The 17,472-nt window shown below is 64.7% G+C and carries 14 protein-coding genes, 1 tRNA gene and 3 pseudogenes; 12 read left to right on the top strand and 6 right to left on the bottom strand.

Annotated elements, in window-relative coordinates:
* Positions 1-31 precede the first annotated feature (31 nt).
* Positions 32-775: a glucose 1-dehydrogenase gene (locus AB0J29_RS32315; protein WP_364794318.1), complete on the bottom strand. Its 744-nt coding sequence runs from the start codon at positions 773-775 to the stop codon at positions 32-34.
* A 636-nt stretch (positions 776-1,411) separates the two neighbouring features.
* On the opposite strand from AB0J29_RS32315, the gene AB0J29_RS32310 reads away from it, so the two are divergent.
* Positions 1,412-2,311, top strand: a complete 900-nt coding sequence (locus tag AB0J29_RS32310) for an alpha/beta hydrolase (RefSeq protein ID WP_364794317.1) — start codon at positions 1,412-1,414, stop codon at positions 2,309-2,311.
* 57 nt (positions 2,312-2,368) lie between these two features.
* Here the strand turns inward: AB0J29_RS32310 and AB0J29_RS32305 are convergent, their stop codons facing one another.
* On the bottom strand, positions 2,369-3,766 hold the full coding sequence (locus AB0J29_RS32305) for a wax ester/triacylglycerol synthase family O-acyltransferase (RefSeq protein WP_364794316.1): 1,398 nt from the start codon (positions 3,764-3,766) through the stop codon (positions 2,369-2,371).
* Between the two features lie 144 nt (positions 3,767-3,910).
* Between AB0J29_RS32305 and AB0J29_RS32300 the strand changes: the two are divergent.
* The 3 genes and pseudogenes from AB0J29_RS32300 to AB0J29_RS32290 all read left to right on the top strand — a co-directional run.
* Positions 3,911-4,270: pseudogene (locus AB0J29_RS32300) on the top strand (metal-dependent hydrolase); the annotation flags it as partial.
* Positions 4,271-4,603: 333 nt separating this feature from the next.
* A complete protein-coding gene (locus tag AB0J29_RS32295; protein WP_364794315.1) occupies positions 4,604-6,025 on the top strand; it encodes a hypothetical protein in 1,422 nt (473 codons plus the stop codon).
* Positions 6,026-6,463: 438 nt separating this feature from the next.
* A pseudogene (locus AB0J29_RS32290) lies at positions 6,464-6,738 on the top strand (short chain dehydrogenase); the annotation flags it as partial.
* A 6-nt stretch (positions 6,739-6,744) separates the two neighbouring features.
* On the opposite strand, the gene AB0J29_RS32285 reads toward AB0J29_RS32290, so the two are convergent.
* Positions 6,745-7,299: a hypothetical protein gene (locus AB0J29_RS32285; RefSeq protein WP_364794314.1), complete on the bottom strand. Its 555-nt coding sequence runs from the start codon at positions 7,297-7,299 to the stop codon at positions 6,745-6,747.
* A gap of 207 nt (positions 7,300-7,506) precedes the next feature.
* Between AB0J29_RS32285 and AB0J29_RS32280 the strand changes: the two genes are divergently transcribed.
* The 3 genes from AB0J29_RS32280 (at position 7,507) to AB0J29_RS32270 (ending at position 9,221) form a co-directional block, all read left to right on the top strand.
* Positions 7,507-7,938: a hypothetical protein gene (locus AB0J29_RS32280; RefSeq protein WP_364794313.1), complete on the top strand. Its 432-nt coding sequence runs from the start codon at positions 7,507-7,509 to the stop codon at positions 7,936-7,938.
* Positions 7,939-8,005: 67 nt separating this feature from the next.
* Positions 8,006-9,004, top strand: coding sequence for a zinc-binding dehydrogenase (locus AB0J29_RS32275; RefSeq protein WP_364794312.1), 999 nt, complete (start codon positions 8,006-8,008; stop codon positions 9,002-9,004).
* A gap of 67 nt (positions 9,005-9,071) precedes the next feature.
* The gene (locus tag AB0J29_RS32270) at positions 9,072-9,221 is read left to right on the top strand and encodes a hypothetical protein (protein WP_364794311.1); all 150 of its coding nucleotides are present in this window, start codon (positions 9,072-9,074) and stop codon (positions 9,219-9,221) included.
* A 2-nt stretch (positions 9,222-9,223) separates the two neighbouring features.
* On the opposite strand, the gene AB0J29_RS32265 is transcribed toward AB0J29_RS32270, so the two are convergent.
* A complete protein-coding gene (locus AB0J29_RS32265) occupies positions 9,224-9,655 on the bottom strand; it encodes a nitroreductase family deazaflavin-dependent oxidoreductase (protein WP_364794310.1) in 432 nt (143 codons plus the stop codon).
* A 145-nt stretch (positions 9,656-9,800) separates the two neighbouring features.
* Between AB0J29_RS32265 and AB0J29_RS32260 the strand changes: the two genes are divergently transcribed.
* Positions 9,801-9,874: transfer RNA gene (locus AB0J29_RS32260), tRNA-Ile, on the top strand.
* A gap of 285 nt (positions 9,875-10,159) precedes the next feature.
* Positions 10,160-10,282: a hypothetical protein gene (locus tag AB0J29_RS32255; RefSeq protein WP_364794309.1), complete on the top strand. Its 123-nt coding sequence runs from the start codon at positions 10,160-10,162 to the stop codon at positions 10,280-10,282.
* A 673-nt stretch (positions 10,283-10,955) separates the two neighbouring features.
* On the opposite strand, the pseudogene AB0J29_RS32250 reads toward AB0J29_RS32255, so the two are convergent.
* Positions 10,956-12,065: pseudogene (locus AB0J29_RS32250) on the bottom strand (IS110 family transposase); the annotation flags it as partial.
* A 442-nt stretch (positions 12,066-12,507) separates the two neighbouring features.
* Positions 12,508-13,449: an alpha/beta hydrolase gene (locus AB0J29_RS32245; protein ID WP_364794308.1), complete on the bottom strand. Its 942-nt coding sequence runs from the start codon at positions 13,447-13,449 to the stop codon at positions 12,508-12,510.
* Between the two features lie 376 nt (positions 13,450-13,825).
* Between AB0J29_RS32245 and AB0J29_RS32240 the strand changes: the two genes are divergently transcribed.
* The 3 genes from AB0J29_RS32240 to AB0J29_RS32230 all read left to right on the top strand — a co-directional run bounded on the left by AB0J29_RS32240 (position 13,826) and on the right by AB0J29_RS32230 (position 17,165).
* Positions 13,826-15,016 (top strand): FAD-dependent oxidoreductase, encoded by a 1,191-nt coding sequence (locus AB0J29_RS32240; protein ID WP_364794307.1) that lies wholly within the window; start codon positions 13,826-13,828, stop codon positions 15,014-15,016.
* A 107-nt stretch (positions 15,017-15,123) separates the two neighbouring features.
* Entirely contained in the window at positions 15,124-16,077 is a 954-nt protein-coding gene (locus AB0J29_RS32235) for an RNA polymerase sigma-70 factor (protein WP_364794306.1), read from the top strand.
* A gap of 35 nt (positions 16,078-16,112) precedes the next feature.
* On the top strand, positions 16,113-17,165 hold the full coding sequence (locus AB0J29_RS32230) for a hypothetical protein (protein WP_364794305.1): 1,053 nt from the start codon (positions 16,113-16,115) through the stop codon (positions 17,163-17,165).
* Positions 17,166-17,472 lie beyond the last annotated feature (307 nt).

The following is a 17,472-nucleotide window of genomic DNA, read 5'->3' as shown; positions in this document are numbered from 1 at the left end:
CTCCGGCGGCCGGCACACCCAGCGGCAGCGTTCAGGAGAACGTCTTGTGCGGAACTCCCACGGTCAGGCCGCCATCGATGACGAATTCCGCGCCCGTCGAATAGGACGATTCGTCGCTGGCCAGATAGGTCACCAGTGCTGATACCTCGGACGGGTCGGCGGCGCGTCCCAGCGGGATCTGCAGGAAATCCTCCGGAATGCCCTCGGTCATCGGGGTGCGGATCATACCGGGGTGGATCGAATTCACTCGAATCCCGTACTGCGCCAACTCGAGTGCGGTCGATTTGGTCAATCCGCGGACCGCGAATTTAGTGGCGGTGTACCCGTGCACGCCTGGGCTGCCGCGCAGGCCCTCGACCGAGGAAATATTGATTACCGAACCGCCGCCCGCCTCGATCATCGCGGGGGTTGCGGCCTGCATGCCGAGGAAGGTGCCGGTCAGATTGATATCGATGATCTTCTGCCACTCGGACAATTCGAAGTCGACGAGCAGATTGCCATTGACGATCCCGGCATTGTTCACCAGGACATGCAGTGCGCCGAAGCGCTGCACCGCCGCGGCGACCGCATCCTGCCACTGCTGCTTTTCGCGTACGTCGAGGTGGACGTAGGCGGCATTGTCGCCGATTTCCTTGGCCAGCGCGGCGCCCTCCTCGTCGAGGATGTCGCCGAGCACCACCCGGGCGTCCTCGGCCGCCAGCGCCCGCACGTGCGCGGCGCCCATACCCCGGGCCCCACCGCTGATCAGTGCCACCTTGCCGGTCAACCGCCCCATCGCGGCCTCCTCTCGATCCCGTCGACTTACTGGAACACGTTACAGAGGGTCGTCGATCCGCTTCCGCTCGATTTCGGTCAGCGGAACTCGGCGAGGGGCGACGGGTGGGCGTGAACCTACCGTCTTCAGCACGGAGTCACTGCGCACCGCCGCGGGGCGTCGATCTCGGTGTGAGCTGCTGGATCGAGGTCGCTCAGGACCGCGTCGCCGAGGCGGCCGACGATCGGCAGTGGATCCACGTCGATCCGGAACGCGCCGTCACCGGCTGCTACGGCACCACCATCGCGCCCGGCTACGCCATCCTCTCGCTGCTCCCGCCGCTGATGGCCGACCTATTTCCATCAAGGATGCCTTGGCCAAGGATGCCTCGGCGCGAAACAAACACGGCCGGAACAAGGTGCGCGTCCCGTCGCCCGTGCCCGCCGGTTCCCGCACTCGCGGCCGCCCCAAGATCGCGGGCGTCGACGTGGTCTCCGGTGGCCTGCGGATCGTCATCCAGGCGACCAGCGAACGCGAGGGCGGCGATAAGCCCGCCTGCATCGCCGGATGCATCGTCCGCGCCTCGCCTGAGCCGGGCCGGGGCCTATGGCATCATCGGTGTAGAACGCGTTCTAGCAGATCGCGAGGAGGTCGACGATGACGAATCCGCCGGTGGTGGCCATGCGGCGGTTCTCCCGGCGCTCGGGGGTGCCTGATATCGCCGAGGTGCCCGGCGGACGGCTCGTCGAGTTGCCGGGGCGCGGGCGCACCTACGTCGTCGATATTCCTGGTCCCGAGGGCGCGCCGACCCTGATCCTGCTGCATGCCACCGCCTGCACGGGCTACTTGACCTGGTTTCCGGCGCTCGACGCGCTCGCGAAGCGATACCGGGTGATCGTCTTCGATCAGCGCTGGCACGGTCGCGGTATCTGCTCGGAGCGGTTTACGGTGCGCGACTGTGCCGACGACGTCGTCGCGGTCGCCGACGTGCTCGGCGTGGAGCGGGCGATCCTGGCCGGATACTCCCTCGGCGGCGTCGTGGCATTGCTTGCCGCACACCGGCATTCGGACCGGGTGAGTGGTCTGGTGCTGTGCGCGACGCCGTATCGCTTCCAGGAGAAGTTGCGCGAGCGCGCCTTTCATCAGGCATTCGGCGCAGTGGCCGGAGCCATCGCCCCCTATTCGTACCGCCGTGCGGCGGAGTATGTCGGCCGACTACCCGAGTTGCCGGAGCATACGTGGGCTCCGGGCAAACTGAATCGTTGGGCGCTCAACGAATTTCGCAGCAACAGTGGTTGGGCCATGGCGCAGGTCGTCGCCGAGCTCGGCCGATTCGATGCGACCGCTTGGCTTGTCACGCTGAGTATGCCGACCGCGGTCGTGATCACGACGCGGGACCGTGCGATTCCGGTCGATCGGCAATTGGAGATGGCGACCATGATTCCCGGTGCGAGCATTCATCTGGTCAAGGCCGGTCACGCATCCTGCGTGCTCGAGGCCGACCGCTTCGTGCCAGTACTGGTGGAGGCTTGCGCCGCTGTTGCCGCAAGGCAGTAGAGAACTTCGAAATGCGGCCCTGTTCGGCGGCGATGACGAACAGGGCAGCGGTGGGCGTCAGCCCAGATCGCGTGCCGCGGTCAGCAATTCATCGACAACGCCGGGGACCGCATCGGCGATTGCCTGCAGATCGGGCACCAGTTCCCGGCAGGCGATGAACCCGAAGTCCAGATCACCGTTATTGGACAGCACGGTGACCGTCAGCCCCGCGCCGTGGAAAACCGGCCCGAACGGATACATGGCCTCGACCCGATGCCCGAGGAAATACAACGGCATCGGCGGACCCGGCACATTCGACACCACCAGGTTGTGCACCACTGGATGACGCTCGGCCAGTTTCAGCGACGAATAGACGCGCGCGGCCAACTGAAAGGTATTCGGCGGAGCGTACTTCGACCAGTCCATCAGGAAGTCCGCGCCGACGAATTCATGTTCCTGTTTGGCATCGCGGTTCGCCTCGGCCACTTGCCGCAGACGCTCTACCGGATCGGCGATATCGGTGCCGAGCCGGGAGAACAGCGAGGAAACCTTGTTGATGCCCGCGGTGTGCCGGGAGGTGTCGTGCACCGATACCGGTACCGAGGCGATCAGGGATTTGTCGGGCAACTCGCTGTGCTTGTCCAGATAGGCGCGCAGTATGCCCGCCACGATGGTCAGGACGACATCGTTGACCTTCACATCGAAGGCGGTCTTGATCTCCTTGATCGCGCCGAGATCGGTCTCGGCGCAGGCCACTACGCGATCCGGGCTGATCGCACCGTTGAACGGGGTTCGTGGTGCGGTCAGCGGTAAGGCCATGCCCGCCTGGTTGTTTCGGCGACGGTGGGCGAAACCGGCAACCATGCCAAGGGTTTTCGGCACCATGCTGACCAGCCCGAGCCTATTCGGCAGGTTGAGTACCGCCTCCGCCACCAGTTTCACGTCGCTGGGCTGAGGTTCGGCGTGCCACTGCTCGGCCGGTTCGGACTCGCGGAGCCCGGGTTCCAGATCGCACAGATGCCTCATCATGTTGGTACCGGTGACGCCGTCCACGGCGGCGTGGTGGTACTTGCAGATCACCCCCACTTTGCCGTCTGTGAGCTGCTCCACCACGCTCAATTCCCAGAGCGGACGGCGGCGGTCCATGGGCACGCTGGCGATCTCGCCGACCAGGTCGGCGAGTTCTCGGCGTTCCAGCGGCTGCGACGTTTCGATGCGTCGGATGTGGTGGTCCAGATCGAAATCCGGGTCTTCCACCCAGACCGGATGATCGAGATTGAACGGCACCTCGTGGATCCGCCGCCGCATCTGCGGGATCAGCGGCAGTCTGCGGCCGAGTTCTGCCTTGAATTTTTCGAAGGTGTAGTGCGCGCCCCCTGCGGTGGGATCCAGGATCAGCAATGCACACACATGCAGATGCTGGGTCCCGGTCTCGAGATACAGGAAGCTGGCATCCAATCCGGTGAGTCGCTCCATAGCAAGAGACTACTAGAACGTGTTCTAGTTTTAATCGCTGATCGCGGGGATATCGATCACAGCGGTGCGCCCTGTTGTCAAGCGGCCTTTTCCGGCCACATCCGGACCCGCCGAGCATGTGTGTAACCGAACCGAGGATTATCGATGAAGCTACTTCGTAGGACGCGGCAGCGGGTGGACATCGATCCCGGTGAAGTCGCCCTCAACGCGCGCAATGTGCGGTTCGACTGGGCGGATACCCCCTTGCACTGGATGCCCGCCGAACCCATCGCCTCGCATCTGATCAATACGTTGAACCTGTTGCTGCCCGAGGGCGAGCGGATGTTCTGCGCCGCGTATTCCGAAGCGCTGCCATATGTGAAGGACGAGAAACTGCGCGAGGCGATGCTCGGCTTCATCGGTCAGGAATCCATGCACGCCGAGACGCATGACAAGGTGCTGCGCGAAGTGCTCTCCGCGAACGGCATCGATCCGGAACCCTATGTGCGACAAGCGGAATACCTGTCGGCAGAGCGGAGGGCCACGCGGGTGGCAGCGCAGGGACGACTACGGTGTGCGGATTACCGATCACCAGGTCGACGAGAACGACAAGCAGGTGTACCGGCTCGGTGATGCGCTCGCGCTGGACCGGCGATCAGCAAAATCAGGAGATGTCGAACATCGGCACGCCTAACGGTGAGACGTAGGTAACGCGTCTTCGGTCGTTCGCAATTGAAACCGAAACCAGTACGGCCACAGTGAGTTACCCTCGATGTGAGGGTTGTGTCGCTGTCGACATCACCTCATTCTTTTGCGCTGACCTGCTCTGATCGACCAACGGTAGAACGGAGTCGAGCCATGCCCGAAACAGATCCCACCGCCACGGTTGCCCAGTCGACCGATGGGAGCGGTGTCGTCAGTATCGAGGAGCTGATCAAGCAGGGGGTTCCTCCTGAGGAGGTGGAGCCCGGATACGCGGTCAGCGAGGCCGAAGCACAGCGGATATCGGCCGAGCGGCTGGCGGAGGCACGACGTCTGGAGGATGAGCAGATCGCCGAGCTGCCCTTGTCGGATCAGGAGGAGATCCGCCAGGTTCAACGTGAGCTTGCCGCCTTGGGTGTCGAAGTCCACGCCGTCACGAAGTGGTGGGGGTTCGAGATCCACCTCAACGCCGAGGCCGCCCAGGTCGCCGCCACGATCACCGAGCAAGTGGGCAAGGTCCTGGCCAAGATTCCGAAGCTGAAGCCGTTCTCGCCCTTGATCAAGGCCTACTGCAAGGCCAAGGCCAAGTGGATCAAGGAGGTCGGCAAGACCTACGGGTGCAAGCTGGTCTCCCCGTGGATCGCACCCGGCATGCTCATCCCGATCTCGCTGCGCCCGGCTGATGACACCAGCTTGTGGTGGACGGTCTATGGACGCGATGCCGACACCGGCCAGTACAAGTGGAGCGAGGACACGAAGTTCGCCGCCCACAAGTCCAAGTCCAATCCCGCCTTGGCCGTGTACAAAGACAAGCTCTACTGCGTGCACCGTGGCGACTACGACGACAAGCTCTGGTGGACTGTCTACGACACCACCGCCGCCGACGCCGACGATCCAAACAGCGGCTGGTCGGAGGACACCTACCTCGGTGCCCATACCAGTGGCGCCGGCCCTGCCCTCGCCGTTTATAACGACACGCTGCACTGCGTGCACCGTGGTGGCGGTAGCCAAACCCAACTGTGGTGGACCACCTTCGATGGCAAGAAGTGGAGTGACGACGTCCAGATCGGCGGCAGGACCAGCCATGGCCCAGGTCTGGCCGTGCACGACGGCAAGCTGTTCTGCGCCTACAAGGGCTACAACAACAACCAGCTGTATTGGCGAACCTTGACCGACAAGGGTTGGAGTGGCGAAGACACCTTACCTGGCAAGACCAATTCCAACCCCGCTCTGGCCTCCTACAAGAACACCCTGTACGCGATGTACACCGCCTACAACTCCAGCGTCCTGTATGTGAATCGCTTCAGCGGAGACAGATGGCAGGGCGACTATTCGCTGCCTAATCACAAGAGCACCGAAGGCCCGGCCTTGGCCGTCTACAACAACGAGCTGTATTGCGTGCATCGCGGCGCCACCAACGACAAGAAGCTGTGGTGGGCCCGGACCTCCAACGGCACCAGCTGGACCCAAGACTCCGCGCTTCCCGCCCACACCAGCGCCCAGGGTCCTGCCATCATCGCCTACCGCGACCTGAACGGGACCCAGGATCAGCTCATGTGCGTGCACCGAGGCTACTGAGCTGAACGATGACCGGACGGTGAGCGTGCCTGCAGCAGACTCGCTCACCGTCCGAAACGGGACAAAGTGTTTCGAGTACGCCTCAGCGTAAGTCGTTCTGAACCATGCCGTTCGGCCTACTGACTACAGCTGGCTCGAGTAAGTGATCTCTAATGACAGGGAACGAGACCTGACGCCGATGCCAAGTAGCCTCTTATCGAGCGGCTTTCAGCTGGTCGCGACCGGTGTAGGCCACGCTGGGTGCTCGATCGCCGAGTGCCTGGTGCGGCCTGATCGTGTCTTCGACGTCAGTGAACGGACTTGGTCCACCATGGCGGCGCCGTGCCGCCAGACCCGCAGCTGAACTATGGCTTCGACCAGCGCGCGAGAACGCATCACGGCAGCGATGAGCAACCGCTACCGATAGTCTGCCGCTCGGTTTATATACGTGCGCCAGCTACCATCTGCTCTGGCATCGTGCACACCAATATCGTTGCCGCAACCAGATTTTCGGGTGTCAGCGCCGAGGGGAGCAGCGCAAACAGCAGCGCTACGACAAGCTGTACCAGGCGCGGCGCTACGGTCCGGAGAAGGTAGCGGCCCAGATCGTGCGTGCGGTCGAACGGGATCGCAGCATTGTGCCGGTCACCCCGGAGGCGCGGTTGCAGTACCAGTTCAACAAGTTCGCCCCGGCACTGGTCCGGTTCTTCGCCGCACGGGTGAAGCTCACCTGAGCCGAATCAATCAGGTGTGTCGGCGAGTTCGGCCTCGATGGCTGCAACTCGCTCGGCGCCGATGCCCCACGGGTGCTCGACGCCCACCTTGCTGTCGAGATCCCAGAGCACACACTTCTCGCCGGGTTTCGCGACCATCGACCACGCGACAACCGTGCGGCCGAGTTGTTCGCCCATGGATCCGTGCGAAATAGCTTTCGGTGCAACGCCTTCCGGAAAGTGATGGAGGAACCGGCCGTATGCCGCGGCGCAGAACGCGGCATACATTTCGGTGCACAGGATAAATCCGTGCCAGGCCTCGTCCACCGCATGTGACGGCATGCCGATGACCTGACCGTCGCGCATGGCCGCACCGCAACAGCGCAGCCACTGCCGCAGCCCGGTCTCCACCAGCTCCCGCGGCTCGGGGATGGCAGCCGACGGAGGCGGCGGGGTGGGTAAACGCTGCCACGGAGTGGTTTTGAAAACCGCGTCGGGAAATTCGAGGGCGGCCACCACCAGGTCGACATCGCGCAGGTCGATTCGGCGCTGGGCACGGTTTCCGAGACGTAAGAAGGCCACGATTCACTGTACGGCGAGGGGTGATTATTCGGCGGGCCGTTGCTTTTCGTGGGTTCAATGCGGGGAGTGGGCCTTACCATTTCGGAATGGGGATTTTCATCGTTCCGCTTCTGCTGACCCTCCTGGTCGGCGCTGGCATCGTGGCATTGGTCGTGTATCTGATCGTGCGGGCGGCCCGCGGGCCGTTGCCGCCGGGGCGGGCGGGTCATGGGACGTCCAGTGACTCGCCGTGGGCTTACGGGGCCGCCGCCGGGTCCGATTCGGGGGTGGGGTTCGATCCGGGCACTGGTGGCGGCCATGGGCATGGTCATGACCACGGTCATGGGCATGGTCATGGGCATCATGGCCACGATGGTGGTAGCGGTAGCAGTTGTGGTGGGGGAAGTAGCTATGGGGGCGGGACTAGTAGTTGCGGCGGTGGTGGGAGCAGCTGCGGTGGCGGCGGGAGTAGCTGCGGTGGTGGCGGGTCCTGAAGTGCCTGTTGCCGAATTGACGCGGTTCTTGGCCGTGGCTCAGGTCATGTGGCTACGTGGACGGCTGGGCTTGGTGTCACTCGATCTCGGGTCCGGCGAGGGTGTTCGGACCTCGGGATTCAGTTCCGAAGTTTCGCACTCAGCGGAATTCGCGCGCTCGGCTTGACCTCAACCCGGCTTCAGGTTCCAGGCTGATCTATGTCGGATCGAATCGGGAATTGATGGAGGTTGTCATGCGCGCTGTACACGCCACGGAATTCGGTGGGCCCGAGGTTCTTTCGGTGCGTGAGGTGCCCGAGCCGGTTGCCGGACCGGGGCAGGTGGTCGTCGATGTCACGGCCGCCGATGTCATGTTCTTGGATGTTCAGCTCCGAAGTGGTTGGGGCACAGAGTTCTTCCAGCTCGAGCCGCCGTACGTACCGGGTGGCGCGGTCGCCGGGGTGGTTACTTCGGTCGGTCCAGAGGTCGACCCGAGTTGGGTCGGCAAGCGCGTTGTGACCGATACCGCTGCGAGCGGCATCGGTGGTGGCCAGCCGATCGGTGGCTATGCGGAGCGGGCACTCGCCAAGGCCGACACCCTGGTCGCTGTGCCCGAGGGGCTGAGCCTGTCGGCGGCGGTGGCGCTCGCCCACGACGGCAAGACAGCGCTCGCCATCTTCGATCGAGCCGCGATCCAGCCCGGCGAATCGGTGCTCATTACCGCGGCGGGTGGGGGACTGGGCACCTTGCTGATTCAGCTCGCCCGCGCGGCCGGAGCGAATGTCGTTGCCGCGGCGCGTGGTAGCGCCAAACTGGAGCTCGCGACCCGACTCGGTGCGCATGCGGTCGTCGACTACTCCGAGCCCGAGTGGTCGGCGAAGGCGCGCGCCGCGACCGGTGGGGCCGGTGCCGATGTCGTACTGGACGGTGCGGGTGGCGCATCGGGTGCTGACGCGATCGAAGCCGCAGCCGACGGCAGTCGTTTCATCGGATATGGTGCTGCCGCAGGAAAATTCGCTGACCTCGATCGAGAAGTGATGGCAGCGAGGCGGATCAGCGTGCTCGGGTTGTTCGACCTGACCGGGACCAGCGATATCGATTGGCTCGCCTTGACCGGACGTTCGCTGACCGAAGCGACGGCTGGACGGCTGGAAGTCGTTGTCGGCCAATCCTTCCCGCTCGAGCAGGCGGATCGCGCACATGTGGCAATTGAATCGCGAACTGCCGTAGGACGCACAATTCTTACGGTCTGAACGGCCTTCCGTGACAACTTGTCTCACGTAGCTGCCGGCACCCTGGTTGAGCGCTAGGGTGCCCCGCGTGGAAACACTGATTGTCGTTGTCGCCGTCCTCGCAGTGCTCGGTCTCCTCGCTCTCATCGTGCAGTGGGCCAGCCGCCCGCCGCGGAGTGAGTCCCGTTGGGGTCGTGGCGATGTCGAGGACGACCACCAAGCCTGGAAAGCCGACTGAACTCAGCCGACCGGAGTCAGCACCACCACCGCGATCGGCCGCTTGGTCATCTTCTGGTACGCGCTATAGCGCCCCTGATTGACCTTGTCGACAATCGCCCAGCGCCGTGCATAATCCGGATCGTCGGGCAGCGTTGCCCGCGCGATCACCGCTAGCTTGCGCCGCCCAACCTGAATCTCACACTCCGGCTTCGCCTTAACATTCGCCAACCACCCCGGTGGCCGCGGCGACCCACCATTCGACGCGGTCACCAAATAATCCGTCCCATCCCGCCCATAGGTCAGCGCGGACGTCCGCGCTTGCCCCGTCTTGCGCCCCACCGTCCGCAACAACAACGTCGGATTCCCGAACAACAGCCGATGCCCCACCACCCCGCCGCTGTTCTCATAAACCCACTGATGCACCTTCAGCACATTCGCAAACACACTCGCCACAGCCCACCCTCCAGCCAGTTTCCGATTTGCCTCTACCCTAACGACCTGACACCCCACCCTCCCGTCACCACGCCACCCCCATCCGAGTGGTGCCCACCCCACCCCACCCGGTACCATCCCCATGCTGTCGGTATCCACCACACAAGGGGCGGTAGCTCAGTCGGTTAGAGCCGTGGACTCATAATCCATTGGTCGCGGGTTCGAGCCCCGCCCGCCCCACAAACCCCCTGGTCAGGGGGTCGCAGTCGGTGTTTGGGTCGTGTTTTGACCGCCCAGGTCAGCACTTACTCAACTTTTTCAAATTGCGGGCACATCCTGCCCCCTCCAGCCCCTGACACCCTGCCCGGCCAGGGCATCGGAAGCTGGTTGTTTGCTATCCAGCGGTGACCGACGCCGGGCATCGCTGGTTGCTCTCGAGGGTCATGTTCGGCTCGTCGTGGCAGTCCCGTCTTGCTCATCCGGCAGAGCGAATGCAGCGAAGCGATTCCGGGCGTCCGGACCTTGATGAGTGCGCTGGACGTAGTGCCTTCGTGTGACCGCCTCGGTGTTGCCGAGTTGGGCGGCCGCGTGTCGCGCGCGATCCTGGCGCTGGCGACTCCCAAAGACAGCTTCCTGCAACGCAATTAGGTGGTCCTGAAGTAAGTTTGCGATATCCACGGCCGTCGGGGTCTGGACCATACCGAATGGGAGGGCGGGTGACCGTCGGACGTCATGTGGGTCGTCGTTTGATCCTTCGAGACACTGTGGATAATGCCGAAATCCGGGCTCTGGCCGCGGCGGATGGCTGGACCTACGAGGGAGACATCGCCCGAGATCCGGACAACCAGGCTTTCTACGAGGCAAAGTGGTCGCTGCCAGGTGGCTTGTCGGTCCACTACGTCGCCGACGAGGTCGTCGATGCGCGCTACATGGTCGTGGCGGGTGACGACGGCGCACGGGTACGGGAGGTGACGACACGTCTGGCGGCCGCGCTCGACTTCTGGAGCCTCGATGACCTGCTGGTCAACTTCGACACGAGCGTCTACCCGGTCGAGCAGACGAGGTCGGTGTTGATCCTGGGCGCCGGGTCCCCGGAGCGGGCAGCGGACCCTGTGATCATGCGCATCCTGGAGGCGACGCGCCACACAGACGCCAGAGTCCGCCGGGCAGCGGTGTGCGCCATGGTGTATTCCGAGTGGCCCGAGTACCGAGAGTCGTTGGCGGAGATGATTGCTCGCGAAACGGATCCACAGGTCATCCATCCGGCAGAACTTGCCCTCCAGCTGTTGGAAGAACAGCAGGAACCGGACCAGAGGTAGCCGTAGAAGTCGCCGTGGGTGAGCATGTTCCAGGCGGCGATGATCATGGCGTGTTCGATAGCGACGATCGCGCGCATCGGACCGCGGCGGGAGGTGATCCGTTTGTATTTGGCGGAGAAGTAGGTGTTCTTCGATCGAGCGGCCGACAGGGCCGCGACCCCGAGTGCGCCCTTGAGATACCGGTTGCCTGGCCGGGTAGTTGTGGACTTCACGCGGCCCGCGGATTCGTTGGAGCCCGGGGAAAGCCCCGCCCACGAGGCGAGGTGACCGGCGGAGGGGAACACGGTCATATCGCCTCCGGTCTCAGCGATGAACACCTCAGCCACGATCCGGGAAAAGCCCGGGATGCTGGCGAGCAGGTCCCGGGCCGCGTGAAAAGGTGCCATCGCCTCGTCGATGCGGGCATCCAAACGCGCGATATCGGCGGTGTGGGCATCGATCCGGTCCAGGAACAAACGGGTCATGAACGCATGGTGGGCGGTGAACCGTCCCGTCAATGCCTCGGTCAGGGCAGGGATCTTCGACCGCATCCGGCGCTGAGCCGGATCGGCAAGTACCGCCGGGTCGCGTTGCCCACCGATCAACGCTTCGAGCATCGCCCGACCCGAGACTCCCGTGATGTCGGAGGCGACCGAAGACAGCTTGATGCCGGCGTCTTCGAGTAGCTTCTCCAACCGCTGAACCTCGCGGGCGCGTTCCCGGGTGAACGCGGTGCGGGTGCGGGTCAGGTCCCGCAGCGCCCGGATCGGTGCGGGCGGCACCAATGAGGCCTTCACCAGTCCGTGCGCACCCAGGTCCGCTAGCCAGGCCGCGTCCGACACATCGGTCTTGCGCCCTGGAAGGTTGCGCGCGTGTGCGGCATTGACCAAGATCACGTCCAAATCCTCACCGAGCAGGTAGTAGAACGGCTTCCAGTAGTCGCTGGTGGATTCGATCACCACACACGTGACCTTCTCCGCAATCAAATGCTCACGCAGCGCAAGGATCTGGCCGCTCGTCGCACCCCAGGTCGTCACCGCACGAGTCTTTGCCCGCCCCTGAATCCGGACGCATACCTTCGCGTCCTTCTTCGAGCAATCCAGTCCCGCGCATCGCGGGTGAACAACATCCATCACACACCACCGATCCGAATAATTTCGTGTTCGCTTGCGCGGGAACGTGTTTCGGGGAAGGCGGATGAAACAGGAATCTGACACTCGTGCTCGAAGGCGACATTCCACGGTTCCCGTGGACGCGAACGTGCCCTCCGTCCCAAGCTTCGTTGCGGGCTCACTGGCAACACAGTTCGACCGGGCTCGACCGAAACACCCCACCAGCATCGACCGATCCGACCGGCAGCGCCACACGACGCAACCGGCCCACCATTTTCCTCCCCCACGGAGGAGCGCAGCGGCCCCTGGTCAGCTTCGTTGGATTTCGGCGATTACTACCGGACCCCTAACGGGCGCCCACCCGGCGCTATCTGATCAGCGACGATAGCCGCCTACGCATGCCGGGCAAGTACGCCCAGTGGGCGGGTGCGATCGACCACCTCTTCGGATGTTCTGCCGGGTGTCAGTTCAGGAAAGCCGTGATTCGCGGGATCGTGGCAGCAGGGCAGTCCTCGTGCACGGTGTGCCCGCAGCCGGGCAGTACGACGGCCTCGGCGTTGGGCATGCGCCCGGCCAGCTGGGCCGCCTGGGATGACGGCAGCCACTGATCATCGCCGCCCCAGAGCACCAGGGTGGGTGCGCTCACCCGCGACAAGCCGGCATCGGTCAGCCGGTAGTCGAGGTTGCGCCACAGGGCCAGGAAGCCGTTGCGGTTCGCGGGACGGGAGAACGGCGGGTAGAGCTCGTCTATCAGCTCGTCGGTGACGAGTTCCTTGTGCGCGAAGGTGCCGCGGATGCTGTCGGTGTAGAACGAGCGGTCGGTGAGTTCGGTGGCCAGTTCACCGACCACTGGTGTCTTGAAAACCGGTGTAATGGGGGCTTTTTCGGCGTCCAGGCCGGGGGAGTCCAGCAGCACGAGCCGCACGACCCGTTCGGGATGCTCTTCGGCGAAGTACAGACTCCAGGCCCCGCCCCAGGAATGCCCCACTAGCGTTGTGCGGCCCACACCGATGGCGTCGAGGAAGGTCGCGATGGCCGTGGCCATGGCGGGCAAGTCGTAGGCGAAGTCGGCGCGGTGTAGTTCGGTGTAGCCCTGGCTGGGCAGATCGACCGCGTAGACGGTGTGCTGCTGCGCCAGCGTGGGAGCCACCTCTCGCCAGGAGTAGCCCCACAGGCCACCACCAGCGATCAGTACGACCGGTGATCCGCTCCCGGACACTGTGTAATGGAAGCGAGCGAGATCCGTTTCGACATAACGGGATTCGACGCGGGTCAGGTAGCGCGACGGGAGGTCGCCGCTCGGCGGCTCCCAAGCATGGGCGACCGAAGTAGCCGGCGGGAACAACGCGATCAGGGTGCAGGCAAGCCCGAGGGCCACGCGGCGGAACCGGATTCCGAAACGCATGAGGTACTCCATGGTGTGTGAGCGTCTTCGATCACAGGACGAGAAAGCATCCGCGAATGTGCTGGCATGTGAGCCGCTTCACCATGTGCAGATGTGCTCCACCTCATAGGCCCCAGGTTGACCTTCACATAGATACGACAGTCGATTGGTCCGCACATGGACCTCTCAAAGAAGAAGCTCGGTCACGTTGGTGTGTGCGAGCCCGTCAGGTGTGGTCGCTGGAGGTAGTACGTCGGATCCTCGGGGGCCGCTGCGTCCCACCTCGTCGCGGCCCGCGAACCGGGCCAATGAAGTGATTCAAATCACATGATGTCAGGAAGTTCTCTGGTGCGGTGTCTTGTGCTCGAACCCCTCGCAGTGAAGTGAAGGAGAAACCGTGAGCGAGAACATCGATGTGGTCGTGATCGGCGGCGGGTATGCCGGTGTGATGGCGGCCAATCGTCTGACGCAGCGCGATGAAGTGACAGTGACCGTGATCAATCCACGCCAGGTCTTCGTTCCGCGGCTGCGGTTGCACCAGCTTGTGGGCGGTACCCACGGTGCGGTCGTCGATTACAAGGAGGTCCTGGCCGAGGGCGTCGGGCTGGTCGTCGACAGCGCGACGCTGATCGATGCGGCCGGGCGAAGTGTGATCCTGGCCGACGGCGGCAGTATCGGCTACGACTACCTGGTTTACGCGGTGGGCAGTGGCACCGCCGGGCCGCGAGTGGTTGGTGCGGCCGAGTTCGCCCACTCGGTCGCGACGTTGGAGGCGGCGCAGCGGCTGCGGTCGGTGCTCTACGACACGCCCATGACGGGCGCGGTGACGGTCGTCGGGGGCGGCCCGACCGGCATCGAGACCGCTGCGGAACTGACCGAGCAGGGTCGCACCGTCACGTTGGTCTGTGGCGGTGTCCTCGGTCCGTACCTGCACCCGAGAGCTCGACGCACAGCCCACAAGTACCTCGCCAAACTGGGGGTAGCCGTCATCGAAGGCCCCGATACGGTGGTCACCGAGGTGAGCCGGGAGGCCGTGAAACTCGGTGATGGCCGGACGTTGGCAAGTCAGGTCACGATCTGGACGGCGGGCTTCGGTGTGCCCGACCTGGCCAACCGGAGCGGGTTGCGCACCGATGCCGCCGGGCGGCTGCTCACCGACGAGACACTGACCAGTGTCGGGGACGAGCGCATTGTCGCGGCTGGCGATGCGTCGGCGCCGTCGGATATGCCGTTCCGGATGAGCGCCTACGCCGCAGGATGCCTGGGAGCGCACGCCGCCGACACGCTGCTGCATCGGATCGCGGGTGAGCAGCCGGCGCCGATCGACCTGTCGTTTCCCGCCATGTGCATCAGCTTTGGCCGGGATGCCGGGATCTTTCAGCTCGGCCACAAGGACGACACCGCGATGCGGCTGTACTTCAGCGGGTTCACGGGCAAGAAGCTCAAGGAGTTCGCCTGCGAAGCAAGCGTCAAGCACCTGGTGAGGGAAGCACACAAGCCCGGCTCGCACCACTGGCCCAAGGACGGCAAACACCGACCAACTCTGCTGCAGGCCCAGCGCGACAACGCTGCGGCGCCGGTCGCGTAGGACGCCGAAGCCCTAAGTCGTCGCGACCCCGGCTGCGGCGATTCCGCAGCAAGTGTTGTCGGTGACGGAGGGGCCGGACCTGACGACGACCAACCGGAGAGGAAACCATGGACACGCGCGAACCCGGTGCGCATCAGCGGGCCGACTGCCACCCATCGGACGGCAGAGGCGGCGACCACGCCAAGGTCGAGGCGACCGAAACGTTCCTCGCACACCGCAAGCTACTTTTCACAGTCGCCTACGAACTGCTCGGATCGGTGGCCGACGCTGACGACATCCTGCAGGAAACCTGGCTGCGATGGATAACGGTCGACGCGGCCGTCAACGAGCCCCGCGCCTACCTCGTTCAGATCACCACCCGCCAAGCGATCAACCGGCTGCGGTCGCTGAAACGCCGCCGAGAGACATACGTGGGCTCCTGGCTTCCGGAGCCACTGCTCACCACCCCGGATGTGGCCGCCGACGTCGAACTCGCCGAAAGCGTGTCGATTGCGCTGATGCTCGTGCTCGAAACGCTGGCCCCGACCGAACGCGCGGTGTTCGTGCTGCGTGAGGCATTCGGGTTCGGCTACGACGAGATCGCGGCCGCGGTCGACAAGACCCCCGCCGCCGTACACCAGATCGCCCACCGCGCCCGTCGCCACGTCGAAGCCCGCCGGCCCCGCCGAGCGGTCACCGCGCGCCAGGCCGAGGCTACTGTTGCGGCCTTCCGGCGCGCGCTGGAGACGCGGGACCTGCAGGGCCTGCTCGACGTGCTCGCACCCGACGTCGTGGCGACAAGCGATGGAGGCGGTATCAAGCAGGCCACACCCCGGCCGGTCATCGGCGCCGACAAAGTGGCCCGATTCATCGTCGGCGGCCTCACCAAGAACGACGTCACACTCACCGTCGAGCCGACCACGGTCAACGGCAGCCCCGCACTGGCTCTGCATGTCGACGGGGTATTCGACGGCGTCATCTCACTGCACGTCGAAAACACCCGCGTCGCCGCTCTCTACTTCGTCCGCAACCCACAGAAACTCACCCACATCGAATCCGAAACCCCACTCACCCTGCGGTGAACACCGGCCACAGTCCCACGCTTCGAGGAAGACCCATGACCACGCGAATACCGTTCACCACCAACACATTTCCGTCACGATGGCCGACAGTGGCGACAACGGTCCTCCTGCTGACCGCGATCGTGAGTGTGCTGCTCGTCGCCTTCGCCTGGCCGTCGGCGCGGTCGTCGGTCCACGGTGTTCCGATCGCCGTCGCCGGGCCGCCGGCCGCGGTCACGCAAATCCGCACCGCACTCGACCAACGTCTGCCGGGCGGATTCGACATCACCGAGGTCACCGATACCACCACCGCTGAACACCTCATTCGCGACCGGCAGGTGTACGGGGCTATCGACCTCAGCTCCGCCAGCCCGCAGGTCATCGTCGCCTCCGCCGCCAGCACCGCGGTTGCCCAGACCCTGCAAACCATGGCGACCGGCCTCAGCCAAGCAGGAACGCCCGGTACACAGGTCACTGTCCGCGACCTCGCCGCCCTCCCCGCCCGCGACCCACGCGGCACCGGCCTGGCCGCAGGTGCCCTGCCATTGGTCATGGGCGGTCTGTTGGCCGCGGTGCTGCTGACCAGGCTCGTTCACGGCACTGCCCGCCGGGCAATCGGGGCACTCGCGTTCGCGGCCACCGGTGGCCTGACCGTGGCAGCGATCCTGCAATTCTGGCTCGGCTCACTGAGCGGGTCCTACCAGGCCAACACGGGGGCCATCGCGCTGACCATCGCGGCCACCTCCCTGACCGTCCTCGGGCTGGAATCCCTGCTCGGATACGCCGGAATCGGGATCGGTGCCGTGGTCATGATGCTCATCGGCAACCCTCTCTCGGGCACTGCGACCGCCCCCGAGATGCTGCCCGGCTGGTCCGGCACCCTCGGCCAGCTACTTCCCCCCGGAGCCGGCGGCCGACTACTGCGATCCACCGCCTTCTTCGACGGCCGCGGCGCCACCCACGCCATCACCGTCCTGGTCGCCTGGGTCACGCTCGGCGCAGTGCTATGCCTGATCGGCGGCCTGCGCGCCCACCGCGCCACCGATACAGGACTTCGCACAACACGCACACCACCGGCCGAAACCCCATCCGCACCCCTCACCGCCTAACTGTGCGCCGGTAGAGGAACCACTAAGTCCGCGACACCTCGTTCTCGGGCCGCGGTGGGATCAGTGCCGCAGGATCTCGTAGCGGCGGTCTTCTGGAACGCAACCGACGCGATGGTTCGGAATGGAGTTCGTCCGGCCGAGCGAGCCTCGGGAGAGATCCACGTCACTGGTTGAGGCTGTCAAGAATTCGGCGGCCCTCTCATTCAGGAAATACGCGAACCAGACAGGAGCGAACCATGAAGCACCGCATCGTCGTTCTCGGGGCCGGATACGCCGGAGCCTTCTCCGCCGGATACCTGGCCCGCCA

This window comes from Nocardia sp. NPDC049707, assembly GCF_040674855.1.
Classification (GTDB): domain Bacteria; phylum Actinomycetota; class Actinomycetes; order Mycobacteriales; family Mycobacteriaceae; genus Nocardia.
This window is presented reverse-complemented; position numbering and strand designations above follow the sequence as displayed.